This is a genomic window from Krasilnikovia sp. MM14-A1259 (genome assembly GCF_047159535.1).
GTDB lineage: Bacteria > Actinomycetota > Actinomycetes > Mycobacteriales > Micromonosporaceae > Actinoplanes.
In genome coordinates, this window is sequence record NZ_BAAGAJ010000002.1 from 2,254,650 (window position 1) to 2,270,425 (window position 15,776).

Genomic DNA, 15,776 nt, shown 5'->3' on the forward strand with positions numbered 1-15,776 from the left:
TCGAAGCGAGTGGCCGCCCTGCCGTGTCGGACGCCTCGGCTGCTGATTGAAATCTGTGCGCGCGTCGCTGTTTATGGAGCTGCTGGCGAGGCTGTCCAAGGGGATGACCTGTCGTATGGGGAGGACGAGCCAGGTGCAGGTCCGCGAGATGATCTGGGTTGGCATCGATGTGGGCAAGACGCATCACCACGCCTGCGCGGTGGACGCGACGGGCGCGGTGGTGTTCAGCAAGCGACTGGCCAACGGGCAGGCGGAGATCGAGGCGTTGATCGCCCGGGCGGGTAAGGCCGCTACCGAGGCGCGATGGGCCTTGGACATGACCTCCGGCACGGCCGGTCTGTTGCTCGGGTTGCTGCTGGCCGCCGAGGCTCAGGTGCAATACGTGCCGGGCCGGCTGGTCAACCGCATGGCCGGCGCGTTCACCGGCGAAGGCAAGAGCGACGCCAAGGACGCTCGTACGATCGCCGAGACTGCCCGGTTGCGCAGCGACCTGAACTCGATCGCCAAACCTGACCCGATCGTGGCCGACCTGCAGGTGCTGACCGCCCGCCGCGCGGACCTGATGGGCGACTGGGTGCGCGGGGTCAACCGGCTGCGTTCCTTGCTCGCATCGATTTTCCCGGCGCTGGAGGCGTCGTTCGACTATTCCACCCGCGCGGCATTGATCCTGCTGGCCGGCTTCCAAACGCCACAAGACATCCGCGACGGCGGCCCACAGGAAGTCGCGGCGCACCTGCGCGCTGGCGGCGTCCGCGCCACCGGCGTACCGACCATGGTGGACAAGGCCTTGGCCGCCGCCACAGCGCAGACGATCGCCCTGCCCACCCAAGCCGCCACCGCGCCGCTGATCGCCCGGCTCGCGCAGCAGATGTTGGACCTGGACCGGGAGATCAAGGAGCTCGACAAACAACTCACCAAACGATTCACGGAACACGCACACTCGCCACGAATCACCAGCGTGCCCGGATTCGGCCCGATCCTCGGCGCCCAGCTGCTCGCCGACGCAGGCGGCGACCTGCCGGCGGCATTCGGCACGTCTGGCCGACTGGCCGCCTATGCCGGACTCGCGCCCGTGCCCCGCGACTCGGGCCGCGTGCGCGGCAACCTTCACCGCCCCAAGCGGTACCACCGCGGTCTGCGCCGCGTGTTCTACATGGCCGCACTGTCCGCGATCAAACCCGACGGGCCGTCGCGGACGTTCTACCTGCGAAAACGCGGCGAGGGAAAGCGGCACACTCAGGCGCTGATCGCCCTGGCCCGCCGGCTGATCGACGTGATATGGGCGTTGCTGCGTGACGGTCGCGAGTTCCACAACCCGCCACCAATCGCCGCAGACGCGGCTTGCCACGATCATTGAAACTCATTTCCATCAAGATCAGCGACCATCAGGTCGGTATCGGGGACGGCCCGTCCCCGGCCGCCTGCCAGCGGCAGGGACGACGGGGACGACGCGGCGGAGGGGTTGAGCGCGCCCGCCAAGGTGGCCGCCGCGTCGCCCGGGTCCAGCACCGACGCAGCGACCTCGCAGCCGGACAAAGCGCGGACGGCCTCGGCGGCCTGGTGCGCGGTGTGGCCGGGGCTACGGGTGCTGCGCACCGCGACGGTGACGTGGCGGTGCAGCAGTTCCCGGCGGGCGGCGAGCTCGTCGAGGAACGCCGCGTGGGAGCGGGCGGCCTCGTCCAGGGCCGGGTGCGGCAGGTTCGGCGCGTGGGCGAGGATGCGGTCGGCGACGTGGGTCAGGTCGACGCGCTGGGCGCGGACGAGGATCTGCGCCGGGCCGTCCAGCGAGTGCAGCCAGCGGGCGAACCCGGCGACCAGGCCGTTCTGCTCGGCCGGGGTGCGCAGCCCGAACGCCACCGTCGAGGCCGCCACGAGGCCGGTGGTGCCGTCCGATCCCAGGTCAATGAGACCGTCGGCGGTGATGCCCGTGGCGGGCAGCCGCAGCGGTGCGGGCAGCGGGAGCCGGTCGCCCGGCCCCCGCGTGGTGGTGACCCACGCGGGGGCCGGGGCGATCGGACCCTCAGCCGGCACGAGCTGGTGCCGTGCCCGGCGGTGCCGGATGCCGGCGAGCAGCCAACGGTCGAGGCTGATCCCGTCGCGGCGACCGACCGCCAGGAAGAACGCCGTGCCGAGGATCGGCACCGCGGCGGCGACGAAGACCAGCGGGTGCACCACTCTTGCCAGGGCCGTCCACGCCGCGTACAGCACGAGCGCGGCGACGGTCAGGATGGTCAACTGGCGGCCGGTCATGCCGAACGCGATGCGATCCTCGCGTTCCACATCGGCGGGAACCCGGGCGCGCAGGGGCGCCTCGTCATCACGGCGACTCACGGCTTACCTCCTCTCGGTTGCCGCCGGGCGGGCGGTGGGGACGGCGGGGACGGGCGCGGGGACGGCGGGGACGACGCCGGCCGGAAGACCGGAGCCGTACTGCCGGCCGGGCGCGGTGGGGACGGCGGCGGCGCTGCCGGTGCTGGCCGTGCGGTCGGGCTCCGCGCCGGTCGCGGCGAGGGTGCCGTTGAGCTCGCCGCGCTGGTTCGGCGCGGTGCTGCGGTGGGCCGACGGGCGGCCGTCGGCCGTCCTGCCGGGGTGGTCGGCGCGGAGGAGAACACCGGTGTGAACGGGGCCGGCGGCCGGCCCGGCGCGCTCTGCGCGGGCTGCGGGTTGGAGAACGTTGCCGCTGGTGGCGGGCCTGCCGGAGGTGGGCTCGCCGGCGCAGTGGTGGCGTTGCTGAACGCCACCGGCGCCGGGTGGTTCGCCGGTCGACTCTGGCCCGGTTGGGCTGTGGCGGGGTGGGAGAACCGAGCGCCGGACGCCGCCCCGGACGAGGCCGGTGCCGGGGTGGCCGGCGGTGCCGGATGGCTGAATGCGGGTGCCCCGGTACGGCTAGCGGGCGCCGATAGTGGCGTCTGCGTGACCGGGGCGTGGCTGAACGCGACCGGTCCGGCCGGGGATGGCCGGGACAGCGCCGGTCGCGGGGCCATCGGTTGACCCCCGGCGCCGCGAACGGGCCGAGCGGTACTCGTCGTCGCGGCTGCCCGCCCGCTCGTTGCGCCCGCGACGATGGCCCGCTTGCCCTTGCTGAGACCGGACACGGCGCCGAGGGTCTTGAAGGTCATGTACGCCTGCAGGAGCTGCCCGAACAGCCCTCGGCCCTGGCTACGCAGGCCGAGAGGCGAGAGGACGAACTGCTTGAGCAGGCCCGGCAGCTTGATCAGCAGCCACAGCATCGTGACGCAGACCAGGACGCCGAGCAGGCCGTCCTTGCTGGCCGGCACCCCGAGCAGCGTGAGCCCGGCCGGGGTGAGGAACATCTTCACCGCCGTCAGCACGATGAGCGCCTGGGCGACCTGCATGCCGAGGCAGGCGGCGAACGCGCGCCACCAGGTGTAGGCCAGGCCCTCGGTCTGCGGCGTCGCATGGCACGCCAGGGCCAGCGGTGCGAAGCCGATGAGGACGACCAGCAGGGCCACCCGCAGCAGGAACGTGATGACCACGACCAGTGCGAGGACCACCATGGCGATGACCAGCAGCGCGAACAGGATGTTCGGCGAGGTGGCACCCAGCGGCTGCGCCATCATGTCGACGATCGCCTGCGCGGCGGCGGGGCCGTCGACGCCTTGACCGGCGACCGCGGTGGTCAGCGCGTTGGTGAACTCGATGGCCTTGCCGCACAGGATCAGGCTGACGTTGGAGATCACCGCGCCGAGGACGAGCCGGCGTGCGATCTGCTTGAACCCGTACTGCGTTTGCAGGCTCTCCTGCGAGGCGACGATGAAGCCGCCAGCGACGACGAACAGCACGTAGATGCCGTTCGCGGCCACCAGGGTTGTCGTCCACACGGCCTTGACCTGCGGGTTGCCGGTCAGGTCCGGGGTGGACAGCGCCGTCGAGCCGAGGGTCTCCATGACCGGCTTGAGGCCGGTCTTGGCCATCCACACGAGGAACCCGGTGATGGCCTTGCGGATCTGGCCGGGGATGTCGAACATCCCCGGGTCGTCCTCGGTGTCGTCCCCACCGGGGACGACGATCGGGGACGGCGGCGTAGCGATGGGCGGGACCGCCGGGGACGACGGGCCGACGGTGGGGACGGACGCCGAAGGAGCCGGGGCGGGTGCCGGTACCGGGTCGGCCGCCGCCGGCCCCGCGTTCGCGGGGCCGACGGCCAGCCCGACACCGAACACGACCGCCACGAGCAACCGAACAGGGCGGCGGATCGGCATGGAGTGGGTCATCACGCCACCCACTTACCGACGATGGTGACGAACAGCGGCGCCAGCATGGCGAGGGCGTAGCCGATCGCTGCGCTCTTGAGGGCGAGCTTGGCCTTCTCGACCTCGCCCGGGTCGCCGTTGGCGGCCAGGTAGCGCAGGCCCCCGACGGTGAGGAACAGGGTGGCGACCGCGACGAGGATGCCGACGAGCCAGGTGCGGATGTTGTTGACGACCACGTCGATGGAGGCGGGGGCGGCGAAGGCGGCGTCCGGGGTGCCGGCAATGAGCAGCAGCGCCGTCACGGTGACGGCTACGGCCGCGATCACCGGGGACGGCCACGGGCGTGGGTGGGGACGGCGGGGACGGGGACGGCGGGCGGGCCGTCCCCGCCCCGGGACGACGCGGCGGGCTGCCGCGGCGTCGCCCGGGGACGGGATCGGGTTCATGGGTGGACCTCCGATGGGCAGGCCGCATCCGCCCCCAGGCATGGCAGGGGCCAGAAAGGTGCGGCAGGTGGTGTGCGGCCGAGAGGCCGACGAGGGGCCGTGGTGACCGGGGGCCGACCGGCGTGGCCGCTCCTCCTCGTTCGGGAGTCGTGGGCCAGAGCTGTCTATCGGGTGTCAGCGCCGTCAGCGGGATCGGTCGGGGTGGGTCACCTGCGGGAAGATCCCGCACTAACGGAATACAAATCGGGGCCGCGATTTTGCAGGTCGGCCGGAAAATTCTTCAAAGACGCAGGTCAGGCAGGGTGCACTTCGGACTGGTCAGGGGCGGGCGGCCTCCGGCGCGGTCGTGGTGGTCGCCTCGGCCACCACGTCGGCGTAGTCGTCGGACAGGTCCCCGGACTGGATCGCCGCGACCAGGCGCTGCACGGCCGCGCCGCGCTGGCGGTAGACCTGCCAGTACGAGCGACCCACCCGCTCGGCGTACTCGCCCACGTTGGCGCTCTCCAGGTAGGTCGCGCCGATCAGGTCCGCCTCCTGTGCGGTGATGACACCGGCCCGGACGGCGCGGACCAGCACGAAGTCCGGGTGGTTGAGACCGGTGGTCGGCACCCGCGACTCGGGCACGAAGCTGACCTCACCGGAGGCCGGTTCGCGCCTGTCCAGCTCGCTGCGCGCCTTGGAGAACGCCGCGTTGAGCAGCCGGGTCACCACGCTGGGCTTGGTGATGTCGACGCTGGCCAGCGCCTGCATGAACTGCGCGATCAGCGCGGCGTCGACGTCGCCTGCGGACAGCTTCCACAGGTGGTGAGCCCGGCGGCGCAGCCCCGGCAGGGCCACCCCGACCGCGCCGACGATCCACCGCTCGGCGCCGGTACGGGCGTTGGTCACCAGCAGCCGCCACGCGGCGTCGGCCGCCTCCGGGCTGCACGACGGGTGCATCAGGATCGACGACAATTCGACCAGCGCGATCGGCCGGCGCGGCAGACCGTGCCCGAGAGCGCGGCCATCAACGGACAGGGGATCCGGTCTCTGCCCAGTCAGGCGGAACCGGTACTCGATCGCGTCCAACAGCGACTCGCTGCGCGCCGGGGTGACGGCGGCGAACGCGTCAGTCGGGATGCGTGCAGACATGGAGGAACTCCCTAGTGGTGTGTGGGAGCCGTCCGGCCATTCGAGGGCCGGTCGGCGGGTCTGCCACCACGCCACCAGGGGCCTTGAACAGATCATGAACACTGTTGATCTTGCTCAAAGTCACCGCCCGCCATTCCGCGCCGCCGCCGCTGATCACCATCGATGGCCGAGGCCGCCGCCGCGAGACCGCCAAGCGGGTACGCGAAGGCCAGCAGAGCTGGGTGTTCAACCCCCATTGCGGAGTGCGGCCAGTTGACGCCGCGACCCGACGACAGGCACCTTGAACACGACGAGGCCGCCAACCCCGCACGTGGGGTTGGCGGCCTCGTCCCGCTGCTCTCGTAAGCCATCAGATGATCTTGTTCAACCCCCGAAGGTCCTGAAGTCGATCTTGTTCATGGGGTTGTGGATCTTGCTCAACGGGCCGCCGAATCAAAGTCGATCTTGTTCAAGCCTCGACATGATCTTGTTCAAGGCCCTGCGACGAGCGCCACATCGACAGCAATTCACCGAGGCCGCACAGGGCACCCAAAGGTTTGAGGTGCAGCCGCCCTGACCTGCGCGTTCAACCCAAAGATGATCTTGTTCAAGAGGACTCCTCGGCCGGCTCCCGGCCACACTCGGCGGGCCGGTGAGACGCGGCGCGTGCAAAATCGGCGCCCCGATTTGTATTCCGTTGGTGTCAGCGTTCGCCGGCGGGCGTGGCCCACACGCTCATGCCGAACAGCCCCACCACCGACTCCCGCCCTGCGGCACCCGTCGGACTGTTCCTCACCCCGCCCCACGACCACCGGCCACTCGACCGGACCGGGCAGCCGCTGCCGAACTGGTACGGCATCCACCCCGATCACGTCGCCCGTCTGATCGCCCGGTACAGCCGCGACGGCGACACCGTGCTCGACCTCGACACCCACCCGACGGTCGCGGGAGCAGCCCGACACCTGCACCGCCACCCGAGCCCGGTCGTCCCCGAGCAGTGGAGTGTCGGGCTGATCCTGGCGAGCCTGCCCCGGCTGGGCGTCGACACCCGCGACGTGTACGCGCTCAGCGAGACCTTCGACGGCTGGCAGACCTGGCTGCGTCCCGGCGGCTTCCTCGTCACGCTGCTGACCGCTCTGCCCGGTGGCGGCGCGGCCGGGCACCGCTCGACGGTCATCGCCGCCGCCCGTGCGGTCGGGCTGCTCTACCACCAGCACATCCCCGCGGTCCTGGTTCCTCTGCCCGAGGCGGACCCGCGTACCGAATCCGATCCGGTTCCTCGGCCGCCGCTGCTCGCCGGCCGCCACGTTCGAGCGCATCGGGACTTGCTTGTCTTCGCCAGCACCTCCCTGGAGGCCACCCATGTCTGAGCGTCGTCCCACCACGCCCGCCTTCGTTGGCTCGCCCGCCCGGCTGATCGAGCAGGGCTACCCCGGTTCGGTCTGGGTGACCGGGCAGAAGCCGTCCCGGGAGTTGCGTAAGGGCCGCTACGCCCCGGAGTCGATCACCCACCCGGGCAAGATGCTGCCCCCCATCGCCCGCTACGCCATCCAGACCTACACCGACCCGGGCGACGTGGTGCTCGACCCCATGGCCGGCATCGGCACCACCGTGGTCGAAGCCATGCACCTCAGCCGGCACGGCGTCGGCGTCGAGTACGAAGACCGGTGGGCGGCCCTGGCCGCCGTCAACATCGCCCTCGCCGAACGGCACGGCGCCACCGGCGACGGGGAGGTCTACACCGGCGACTCCCGCAAGCTCCCCTCGCTGCTGCCGCCCCCGCTTCGCGGCCGGGTCGCGCTCGTAGTCACCTCGCCACCGTACGGGCCATCCACCCACGGACACGTCCGCACCCCCGGCCCGCGACGCGGCAAGGTCCGCAAGATCCACCACCGCTACGGGGACAGCGACAACCTCGCCTACCGCGACCACGACACCCTCGCCGCCGGATTCACCGAAATCCTCGCCGGCTGCCGGGCCGTCCTACGCCCCGGCGGACACGTCGCCATCACCGCCCGCCCCTACCGGCGACACGGGGAACTCGTGGACATCCCCGGCATGGTCGTCGCCGCCGGACACGCGGCCGGGCTCGAACTGGTCGAGGAATGCGTCGCGCTGATGGCCGGCGTCCGCGACGGCGTGCTCGTCCCCCGGGCCTCGTTCTTCCAGCAGAAGAACGTCCGCGACGCCATCACCGCCGGTGACCCGCAATGGATTCAGCAGCACGAGGACGTCGTGATTCTAAAAGCGGGACTGCCGCAAACCACCCACCACGACCCCGCGCCGAGCACGGCCGACCCCGCCGGGCCGCACACCGATCGGCTTGATCCCTTCACCGCGTCCCGCGTGGATCGACGGGCACACCCGGCGCCCGCCGCCAACATCAGAACCGGCGGCGGCAGCGCCACCCATCCCCGGCCCACCCCGGACCGGGACGTCGAAAGGACCGCCGCTCCGTGCCCGCCCTACTCACGTCCGACGCCGGGCGACGCCCAGCCGGACACCACATTCACCGCTTCCGACCCGAAGTCCGGTTCGTCCGCCACGGCGGGCCAGCGATGAGCGCCGCGCCGGCCGCCGAGTGGCGGCCCGACCCGCTCCTCACCATCGATGACGTAGCGGCCTGGCTCGGCAAGCCAAAGAACACCCTCTACGCCTGGCACAGCCGCGGCAAAGGACCCCGCGCCATCCGGGTCGGCAACACCCTGCGCTACCGGCGCAGCGAGGTCGACCGCTGGCTCGACGCCCACACCGACCCGGAGCGCTGAACCATGGCCCGACCTCCACTCCCGATCGGAACCTGGGGCAACATCCGCACCGAGACGCTCGGCCCCAACCGGTACTGCGCCCGCGCCCGATTCCGCGACTACGACGGCAAGACCCGCGACGTCGAGGCCACCGGCACCACCGGTCCGGCCGCCGTCCGTGCCCTGAAGGAGAAGCTGCGTGACCGCGTCGCCCCCAATGACGACGAGATCACCAGGGAAACTCACATCAGCACGCTTGCCGACCTGTGGATCGACGAGATCACCGCGGAGGAACGACTCGCACCGCAGACCATCGACCGGTACCAGAAGAGCCTACGCACGATGATCATTCCAACTCTCGGTAATCTGCGAGTTCGGGAGGCGACGGTCGGCCGCCTGGACCGGTTCCTCCGGGAAATCGCGAAGAATCATCCGGCATCAGCCAAGGGCGCGAAAGTCGTCCTCGGACAGATGTTCGCCCTGGGTGTGCGCCACGGCGCGCTCACCGCTAATCCGGTTCGCGACACCGGTCGGCTCCGCAGACCACGCCGCAAGGTCACCGCCCTCACCGGTGATCACCTTCAGGCCGTCCGGACAGCTATCCGGGAATGGCAGCACCCCGTCCCCGGCAAGCCGGGACCTCGGCACACCGGCGATCTGGCCGACATCGTCGACCTCATGCTCGCTACCGGCGCCCGCATCGGCGAGATCCTCGCACTGCGCTGGGCAGACCTGGAGCTAGCCACCTCCCGACCCACCCTGACCGTCTCAGGCACCATCGTCTACGTCAAAGGCAGAGGCTTCTTCCGCCAAGAATGGACCAAGTCCGACGCCGGCTACCGGACAGTCGTGCTGCCCCGGTTCGCAATCAGTATGCTGTTGGGCCGCACAGTCGATGCCGCCGACAACTGCAACGACGCGATCTTTCCGTCCCGCCGCGGTACCTGGCTATCCCCCAACAACGTACGCCGCCAGTGGCGCCGTGCCCGCGCCGACAGCGACCTGGAATGGGTCACCCCACATACCTTCCGCAAGACCGTGGCCACACTCATCGACAAGGAAGCCGACGCCAAGAGCGCCGCCGCCCAACTGGGACATGCCAGCGAGGAGATCACCAACACGTACTACATCGTCAAACCAGCCCTTGCCCCGGACGTCTCCGACATCCTCCAACAGCTCGGCACCGATCAGTCCACGGGCAATCGCGATCCCCGGCAGCCGCACCGTACATAAGGTGCCGTCCCGTGACCGCCTGACGCCCGCAGAACTCGCCTCCATGTACGCGGGCTCTGGCAGAACAACGCCGCCGCTCCGCCCGATTTCGACCAATTAGACACCCGCCCATCCAACGACGGCCCCGAGGACGATCCCACCTGCCAGCAATAGCTCGATCACCCGCAGCTCTGGCACCCGGCGCGCCCCAGCGCTGGGTGCCAGTAGCCGGTCGAGTTCCCGCGAGACCGCCATCAGCCGGCCCGCCCACGGCGGTGCCAGCAGCGCCTCGAGTTCGGCACGCGTGTTCGTCCGTATCGTGGCGGTGAGCCGGCCGAGTTGCCACCGGTTGTACGCAGCTAGAACTGCTCGCCACGCCACAAGCATGACCAGCCCGGCCAGTATCGGCCAAGGCAGGGCGAACCAGCCCCAACCCACCACCCAACCCAGGGTCAACCCGAGCAGCGCGGCGGCCGTCCGGTTGACGGCCCGCCCAGCCGCGCTCATCGTCCGTCGTGGCGGACCGGCCGCGTCCAGGACTTCCATCTTGGAGGTGATCTGCCCGGGCTGGAGCGCCAGCAGTCGGGCCAGTGGCGCTCCCCTGCTCGCCCACGAGTCGTGCAGCCAGCTGTCCGTGGCGAACTCCCGCGCCATCCGGTCCGCGCCATGTGCCACGACTGTGTGGCCGTAGTGCTGCGCCAGCGAGGGAGACAGCCGTTCCACATTCCACGACCGATAGAGCGCGACCTGCAGCAGCGGCACGAGCAGGGCGGCGAAGACCCGCTTGTCGTCGACGGCGAGGTAGAGCAGTACCGAGAGGGCGAACGCAACGATCACGTACTGCAGTCCAGCGTTGCGCCGTTCGGTCGGGTGGTCCACCGTGATCATTCGGGGCTCCATTCCGTGCCGAGGGAGATGAGCACAAACGAGGCCCACTCGCGCGGATGCGGGTGGCGTTGGCGGCGCACCTCGAGGGCAGCCTCGCGTACTGCCTGCTCCGCTGGCACGCCGTCCGCCAACTCCCGGTAGAGCGCGCGCATCTGCCGGACCACGATCGGGTCGGTGATGGGCCAGCGGCTGAGCAGCACCGCGCGGGCTCCCGCGCCGAACAACGCATAGGCCAGACCGACCGTTCCCTCACCGGCCCGGGACTCGCCCTTGGCGGTATCGCAGGCGGAACAGACCACCAAGTCCGCGCAAAGATCGAAACTAGCTATCTCGTACGCGTGCAGGAACTCCCCACCGGACAGCGGGAAACCCGAGTACAGCGGCCGCGTGTCGCTGATTAGCCCGTGCATGGCAAAGTGCACATATCGGGCGTTCGAGGCAAGTTCGCGCACTACCGTCACGGTCACCTCGGCACCGACCCGGGTGACCGGCTCGGTTGCCGCGTTGACCTCCCCGGCCGGCAACTGGCCGCCCATGATCGCGGCCGCCTCCCGCACTTCGCGCGATGTGGCGGGCAGCCCGACCTGGCTTGGTGTGGACGGTGTCGCGAAGCCGGCGAACGGCCGGTCAGCCCGGCGGTGGCGCGGGTCCGTCCCGAAGTGAGTTAGGATCGTTGCGGAGGGGATCATCCGGAGCGCGGACAGTTCCGCCACGACGGTGCCGTCCAGTTCCAGGGCCTCAAACGGCAGGCCGGCCAGCACTCCGCCGGCGCACACCGCGAGGTTGCCCAGATGGGCGGCGATGGGCCGCAGTAACCATTCACCGAGGCGGCGCAGCGCATCGGCCGGTGGGGCACTGTCCTCGGCGGTGCACGCACTGACGACCTCCTCGACGGCCGCGACGATGGTCGCGGTGTCAACCGGGAGTTTGGTGAAGGTGTAGTCGTTGCGTCGCACAGCGAACAGGTACACGCCGTCGTCGGTCACCTCGTAGACGGCCACGGTCACCGCGCTGTCCAGATGGCGCTGCACCTCGGTGACTGTGCAAGGAAGCGGGCACTCCCGATCGGCGGCCAGTGGGTCGAGCGCGCGCAGGTCGACGCGCAGAAGCTCCGCCTTCTCCTCGAGCCGGTCCCGGTCGGCCTGCCAACGCTGGTCTGGGTCCGCCGCAATACACCGGTACAGCGCACCCAGTTGTTGCCGGACCTCGTTCAGCTCGGCAAGCAGCGTCGCGGCCTCGCTGCCCGGCGGTCGCACCTGCTCTGCCCCGGAAAGTATCTCGGCCAGCGTGCGGGCCCGGAAGCTCTCCGCAGCACGAAACGCAATCGCCGCAGACTCGGGCGTCTGGCTCTTCCACGCCGCCTGGATTCGGCCGTGATATGCGGACTGGGCGGTGCCGAAGAGAAGCTCCAGTCCCGGTTCCCCGGCCGAGCCGGGCCTCATCGTCTCGGCTACCTCGATCGCCCGGTCGAAGCAGGATGCCGCCTGGTCAGCCGCGTGCCGGCTCACCTGCGCCGGGGTCAAGGTGGGGAAACGCTGCTTGATCAACGCGGCGCCTTCGTCCAGCAGGAGCCGGCCCAACTCGGTGTACACCCAGCGCAGCTCGGGCAGCAGCGGCGAAATCTTCTCGCAGACCTCGCGGGCCTCCTCGAGCATCGCGCGGGCCAGGTCCGGCTGATCCAGCTCCCGATAGGCGAAAGCGAGCGCCATACGCACGCCGGTGAGCTGCCGTCCGGCAGCCGGTGCCGCGACGAGCGCCTGTTCACCGAGTGCGACTGCGGCTGCCGGCTGGCCGGCCCCGAGCAGCCCCCAAGCCTGGGCCGCCCGCATCGAGGCGAGTGCGGCGCTCCGCGGCGCGATTGCCTCCGCCAGGCCGGCTGCCTCGTCGAGTAGCCGGCCCGCCTCCTCCGTCTCCCCGGTGGCGGCGAGGGAATCGGCCATATTGTGTAATGCCAGAGCCAGCGGCAGGGAGCCCGGCTGCCGTTTGCGGCGGATCTCCACGGCACGGCGGTGCCAGCGTTGTGCTTCCTGCGGATTCTGCATTTCAGCATATGCCTGCGCGAGATTCCCAGCGAGGTACGCGGCCTCTACCGAGTCCTCCGGAGCCCGGCGAAACTGCCCGGTCAGGCGCACCAGCGCGGCGCTGAACTGCCCGCGGGTCATCAGATGGAAGGAGCGTTGCCCGTCGAGCTGCCGGATCATCCCCGGCGCCAGCCCGCCCACCGCCGTCGCCCGCTCGAACGCGCGGGCCGCCTCATCCAGGTAGCCGGACGCCTGCATGCTTTGAGACAGGTTGTTCCAGGCGGCTGCGAGCGCCGCCGGGTCCCGGCCGATCCTGCGGTCGATCTCCATCGCCCGGCGCAACGCCCGGTCCGACTCCTCGAACCGGCCGAGCTCCCCATACGCGATGCCCAGGTTGTTGAGGACGACCGACACTTCTTCGGACTCGTGGTACGAGACCTCGGAGTATCGCCGCAGGGCCTCCTCGAATGCCTCGCACGCCAGATCAGGCCGCCCGCTCGCAAGATCAATCTCACCGAGCACGCTCAGCACGTCGGCGGCGTGCCGCGCCCACCGCAACCGGGACAGGGGAGAACTCCACCGCGACTGGGCACTCTCGATGATCGAAATTGCACGAGTGTATTCCGCGCGGGCCTGACCGAATTCCTCCGCCGCACGGAAGCGATCGCCGGCAGCGATGTGGTGGCGGACCCGATCCGGCTTGCTGGCAAGCATGCCGCCATCCTTGCTGTCGGCTGGCGGCCGGGCAAGGGATCAAGTCGTCGGACCGGCTCCGACCGGCACGAGGACAAGTCCACAACCGATCAACCGACACGTGATGATCCGTCAGACGCGCTCTAGCTTTAGAGAACGAGGTCCTGAACCACGGCGAACGCGTCATCGACGGTCGGCGTCCCAGTCGTTCGAGTACATAGCGACCGACGATCCTGAGCCGGCCGGTGCAGAAGGTCGCCCGATTTCGTGACCGGTTCAGGCTCCACGCCATCATTTTCGGGGTTCGGCGGCCGCTGCATCGCCGGATACGATCGACCCCATGTCCGAAGTAAACAGCCCCGCAACTCTCTCGAACGACGCCGTCGACGACTTCCTCGAAGTTCTCGAGGACACGGAGCTGTGGGAGCTGGACGAAGCTTCGTGGGCCATCGTCGACTCGATCGTGGAACGGGCCCGCGCCGCCGCCCGGGCTGGGAAAGAGGACGCCTTCCGGGAAGCCACCGCGGACCTGGAGCGGAGCGGCCCTCGCCGCGGCAACGATGCCGGCGGTGGAGCCAAGCGCAAACAGTCTGCCCAGCAACGGCAGTCCAAGATCGACCTGAAGCATGAGCTGAAGCCGCCTCAGCGCACCCACGCGGGAGAACAGAGTGGTGACTCCGGCAAGGGTCGCTGACCAGGAGCTGGTGGTTCATGCCTTCGCACCCCTGGACGGCCCGGGGGCCGTCCCGGGGTATGCCGAACTTCGCCGCACGTGGGAGCGCTGCCGGGAATTGCTCGGCATGACAGCGCCGCTGCGCAGCCCGGTGCCGCCCCGGGACCTTCCACAAACACTCGCGGAGTTGCCATGCGAGCCCGGTGGTCGGGGCCTCGTCGTGGCCGCTCAGAAGAACCCTGACTCGCTGTACCAGGCGATCCTGCGCCGTTTCCCAGCGGTGCTCAACCTCTCGGTGATCCTCTCCCCCGGGGTCGGCGGTGGCCGCAGCCCCGACGCGCCCAGCTGGCGGGACCTTGACGGGATGTGGGCCGAAACGGCGGGCTCGTTGCCATCCCACCTGATCGGCTCGGCGTACCTCTTCCTCGGCAAGGCCCTCAACGACGGCCTGCTCGCGAAGGTGGACCCGCGCCTCGCCGAGTGTTCCGCTCTGGATCTTCCGGGGATGCCGTCCGGCGATTGGTGGCACGACGGCGTCACCGTGGGAAGAGGCTTCGCCCTGTGGGAGACCGGGCTGCACGGCTCCGACGACCGCCCGGTCCGCCGCTTCGTGATCCTGGCGCCGCCCGACCGTGATGAACAGCTCAGCGACTGGACGTGGTCGAACGGTGAGCCGGTGATGCCTCCGTTCGGGCTGTACCTGATGCCTGCCGCCATGCTGCGCTACCAGCTCAGGGTGTGGGATCGGGCGCACGACCTGCGCCGGGTTCAGGACCGCCTCGACCGCTGCGGCCCGGCCGAGCTCCCGAGCCTCCGGTCCGACTTGGCGTACTGGCAGGCCTCCGTGCGCGACTTGCGCGCGACCGTGAAGAAACTCGCTGGCGACATGCGGCGGTCCCTCGGCGAGGCAGGCCCGACCGGGCCATTCGCCGAAGATCTCCGCCTACTCACTTGGTTCCGCCGCGAGCTCAAGGACGACCTCGTGTATCTAAGCACCGCTGATGAGCGGGCCCGCGCCCTGAGCGAACTCCCTGCCAAACCCACCACTCCACTATTCGAGGAGAAGCGGCCGGTGCCCAACACCCGTGACGTCTTTGTCATCCACGGCCGCGACGACCAGGCCCGTCGGGCACTCTGGACATTCCTCCAGTCCATCGACCTGCACCCGTTGGACTGGGAAGAGATTGTGCAACGCACCGGTAAGCCGAGCCCGTATATGGGCGAAGTGCTCCGGGAGGCCTTCGAGCGCAACCAGGCCGCGGTCGTGCTGCTCACGCCGGATGACGGCGCGTCGCTGCACCCGAGCCTGCAAGGAGCCGACGAGCCGGCGTACGAGACGGTCGTAACTGGGCAGGCTCGCCCCAATGTGCTGGTCGAGGCCGGTATGGCCCTGGGGCTACAACACGAGCGAACGGTCGTCATCGAAATCGGCCGGCTGCGGCCGGTCTCGGACATGGCCGGGATCAACGTCGTCCGCTTCAACGGCACGGTGGAGAGCCTCAAAAAGATCGTCAACCGGCTCACCGCTGCCGGGTGCGCGGCGAACACGCAGGGTACCGACTGGCTCGACGTCAGCCGCTTCAAGGACCTGGCGGCGTATACCCGCTCATTCTGAGCGTGTCCGCTGACGACTGGGAGCGGGCCGCTGCGGCTACAGCAATGGCCCTGGCCTGGCACGGCCAACCCCCTGCGCCGCGACGACGCCGAGCCCGCGAGCGCGAGAGCGCAGGCCAGGAACGCACGCGGATGGCAATCCGAAGGCGCTGGACACC

13 protein-coding genes are annotated in these 15,776 nt (G+C 70.0%); 7 read left to right on the forward strand and 6 right to left on the reverse strand.

All coding sequences use genetic code 11. The features are described from left to right. The first annotated feature begins 133 nt into the window (after window positions 1-133). Window positions 134-1,357 (forward strand): IS110 family transposase, encoded by a 1,224-nt coding sequence (locus ACMCNK_RS09795; protein WP_412740799.1) that lies wholly within the window; start codon window positions 134-136, stop codon window positions 1,355-1,357. Here the strand turns inward: ACMCNK_RS09795 and ACMCNK_RS09800 are convergent. From ACMCNK_RS09800 to ACMCNK_RS09815, 4 genes are all read right to left on the reverse strand, one after another. Beyond that, window positions 1,351-2,280 (reverse strand): PrgI family protein, encoded by a 930-nt coding sequence (locus ACMCNK_RS09800; RefSeq protein ID WP_412740800.1) that lies wholly within the window; start codon window positions 2,278-2,280, stop codon window positions 1,351-1,353. The two genes, ACMCNK_RS09795 and ACMCNK_RS09800, sit on opposite strands and share 7 nt — an antisense overlap. 47 nt (window positions 2,281-2,327) lie before the next feature. Further along, window positions 2,328-3,989 carry a hypothetical protein gene (locus ACMCNK_RS09805; RefSeq protein WP_412740801.1) on the reverse strand — a complete coding sequence of 554 codons (1,662 nt, stop codon included), beginning with the start codon at window positions 3,987-3,989 and terminating at the stop codon, window positions 2,328-2,330. A 245-nt stretch (window positions 3,990-4,234) separates the two neighbouring features. Further along, window positions 4,235-4,660, reverse strand: coding sequence for a pilin (locus ACMCNK_RS09810; protein WP_412736077.1), 426 nt, complete (start codon window positions 4,658-4,660; stop codon window positions 4,235-4,237). 318 nt (window positions 4,661-4,978) lie between these two features. Next, the gene (locus ACMCNK_RS09815; RefSeq protein ID WP_412736078.1) at window positions 4,979-5,791 is read right to left on the reverse strand and encodes a hypothetical protein; all 813 of its coding nucleotides are present in this window, start codon (window positions 5,789-5,791) and stop codon (window positions 4,979-4,981) included. 716 nt (window positions 5,792-6,507) lie between these two features. Here ACMCNK_RS09815 and ACMCNK_RS09820 point away from each other — a divergent pair. Genes ACMCNK_RS09820 through ACMCNK_RS09835 form a run of 4 tightly spaced genes read left to right on the forward strand, consistent with a single transcriptional unit; the run spans window position 6,508 to window position 9,750 of the window. Then, window positions 6,508-7,140, forward strand: a complete 633-nt coding sequence (locus ACMCNK_RS09820) for a hypothetical protein (RefSeq protein WP_412740802.1) — start codon at window positions 6,508-6,510, stop codon at window positions 7,138-7,140. Then, the gene (locus ACMCNK_RS09825; protein ID WP_412736079.1) at window positions 7,133-8,332 is read left to right on the forward strand and encodes a TRM11 family SAM-dependent methyltransferase; all 1,200 of its coding nucleotides are present in this window, start codon (window positions 7,133-7,135) and stop codon (window positions 8,330-8,332) included. The genes ACMCNK_RS09820 and ACMCNK_RS09825 overlap by 8 nt, the downstream gene beginning before the upstream one ends. Continuing rightward, the gene (locus ACMCNK_RS09830) at window positions 8,329-8,538 is read left to right on the forward strand and encodes a helix-turn-helix transcriptional regulator (protein ID WP_412736080.1); all 210 of its coding nucleotides are present in this window, start codon (window positions 8,329-8,331) and stop codon (window positions 8,536-8,538) included. Before ACMCNK_RS09825 ends, ACMCNK_RS09830 begins: the two co-directional genes overlap by 4 nt. Window positions 8,539-8,541: 3 nt before the next feature. Continuing rightward, on the forward strand, window positions 8,542-9,750 hold the full coding sequence (locus ACMCNK_RS09835; RefSeq protein WP_412736081.1) for a tyrosine-type recombinase/integrase: 1,209 nt from the start codon (window positions 8,542-8,544) through the stop codon (window positions 9,748-9,750). 96 nt (window positions 9,751-9,846) lie between these two features. On the opposite strand, the gene ACMCNK_RS09840 is transcribed toward ACMCNK_RS09835, so the two are convergent. Continuing rightward, the gene (locus ACMCNK_RS09840; RefSeq protein WP_412736082.1) at window positions 9,847-10,617 is read right to left on the reverse strand and encodes a hypothetical protein; all 771 of its coding nucleotides are present in this window, start codon (window positions 10,615-10,617) and stop codon (window positions 9,847-9,849) included. After that, entirely contained in the window at window positions 10,614-13,352 is a 2,739-nt protein-coding gene (locus ACMCNK_RS09845; protein ID WP_412736083.1) for a CHAT domain-containing protein, read from the reverse strand. Before ACMCNK_RS09845 ends, ACMCNK_RS09840 begins: the two co-directional genes overlap by 4 nt. 319 nt (window positions 13,353-13,671) lie before the next feature. Between ACMCNK_RS09845 and ACMCNK_RS09850 the strand changes: the two genes are divergently transcribed. Then, the gene (locus ACMCNK_RS09850; protein ID WP_412736084.1) at window positions 13,672-14,025 is read left to right on the forward strand and encodes a CATRA system-associated protein; all 354 of its coding nucleotides are present in this window, start codon (window positions 13,672-13,674) and stop codon (window positions 14,023-14,025) included. Beyond that, window positions 14,000-15,619 (forward strand): CATRA conflict system CASPASE/TPR repeat-associated protein, encoded by a 1,620-nt coding sequence (locus ACMCNK_RS09855; RefSeq protein ID WP_412736085.1) that lies wholly within the window; start codon window positions 14,000-14,002, stop codon window positions 15,617-15,619. The genes ACMCNK_RS09850 and ACMCNK_RS09855 overlap by 26 nt, the downstream gene beginning before the upstream one ends. The last annotated feature ends 157 nt before the right edge of the window (window positions 15,620-15,776 follow it).

Coding starts and splice junctions, on each gene's coding strand:
- ACMCNK_RS09805 (WP_412740801.1), bottom strand. CDS start 3,989: ATGTTCGACATCCCCGGCCAGATCCGCAAGGCCATCACCGGGTTCCTC.
- ACMCNK_RS09810 (WP_412736077.1), bottom strand. CDS start 4,660: ATGAACCCGATCCCGTCCCCGGGCGACGCCGCGGCAGCCCGCCGCGTC.
- ACMCNK_RS09815 (WP_412736078.1), bottom strand. CDS start 5,791: ATGTCTGCACGCATCCCGACTGACGCGTTCGCCGCCGTCACCCCGGCG.
- ACMCNK_RS09820 (WP_412740802.1), top strand. CDS start 6,508: ATGCCGAACAGCCCCACCACCGACTCCCGCCCTGCGGCACCCGTCGGA.
- ACMCNK_RS09825 (WP_412736079.1), top strand. CDS start 7,133: ATGTCTGAGCGTCGTCCCACCACGCCCGCCTTCGTTGGCTCGCCCGCC.
- ACMCNK_RS09830 (WP_412736080.1), top strand. CDS start 8,329: ATGAGCGCCGCGCCGGCCGCCGAGTGGCGGCCCGACCCGCTCCTCACC.
- ACMCNK_RS09835 (WP_412736081.1), top strand. CDS start 8,542: ATGGCCCGACCTCCACTCCCGATCGGAACCTGGGGCAACATCCGCACC.
- ACMCNK_RS09840 (WP_412736082.1), bottom strand. CDS start 10,617: ATGATCACGGTGGACCACCCGACCGAACGGCGCAACGCTGGACTGCAG.
- ACMCNK_RS09845 (WP_412736083.1), bottom strand. CDS start 13,352: ATGCTTGCCAGCAAGCCGGATCGGGTCCGCCACCACATCGCTGCCGGC.
- ACMCNK_RS09850 (WP_412736084.1), top strand. CDS start 13,672: ATGTCCGAAGTAAACAGCCCCGCAACTCTCTCGAACGACGCCGTCGAC.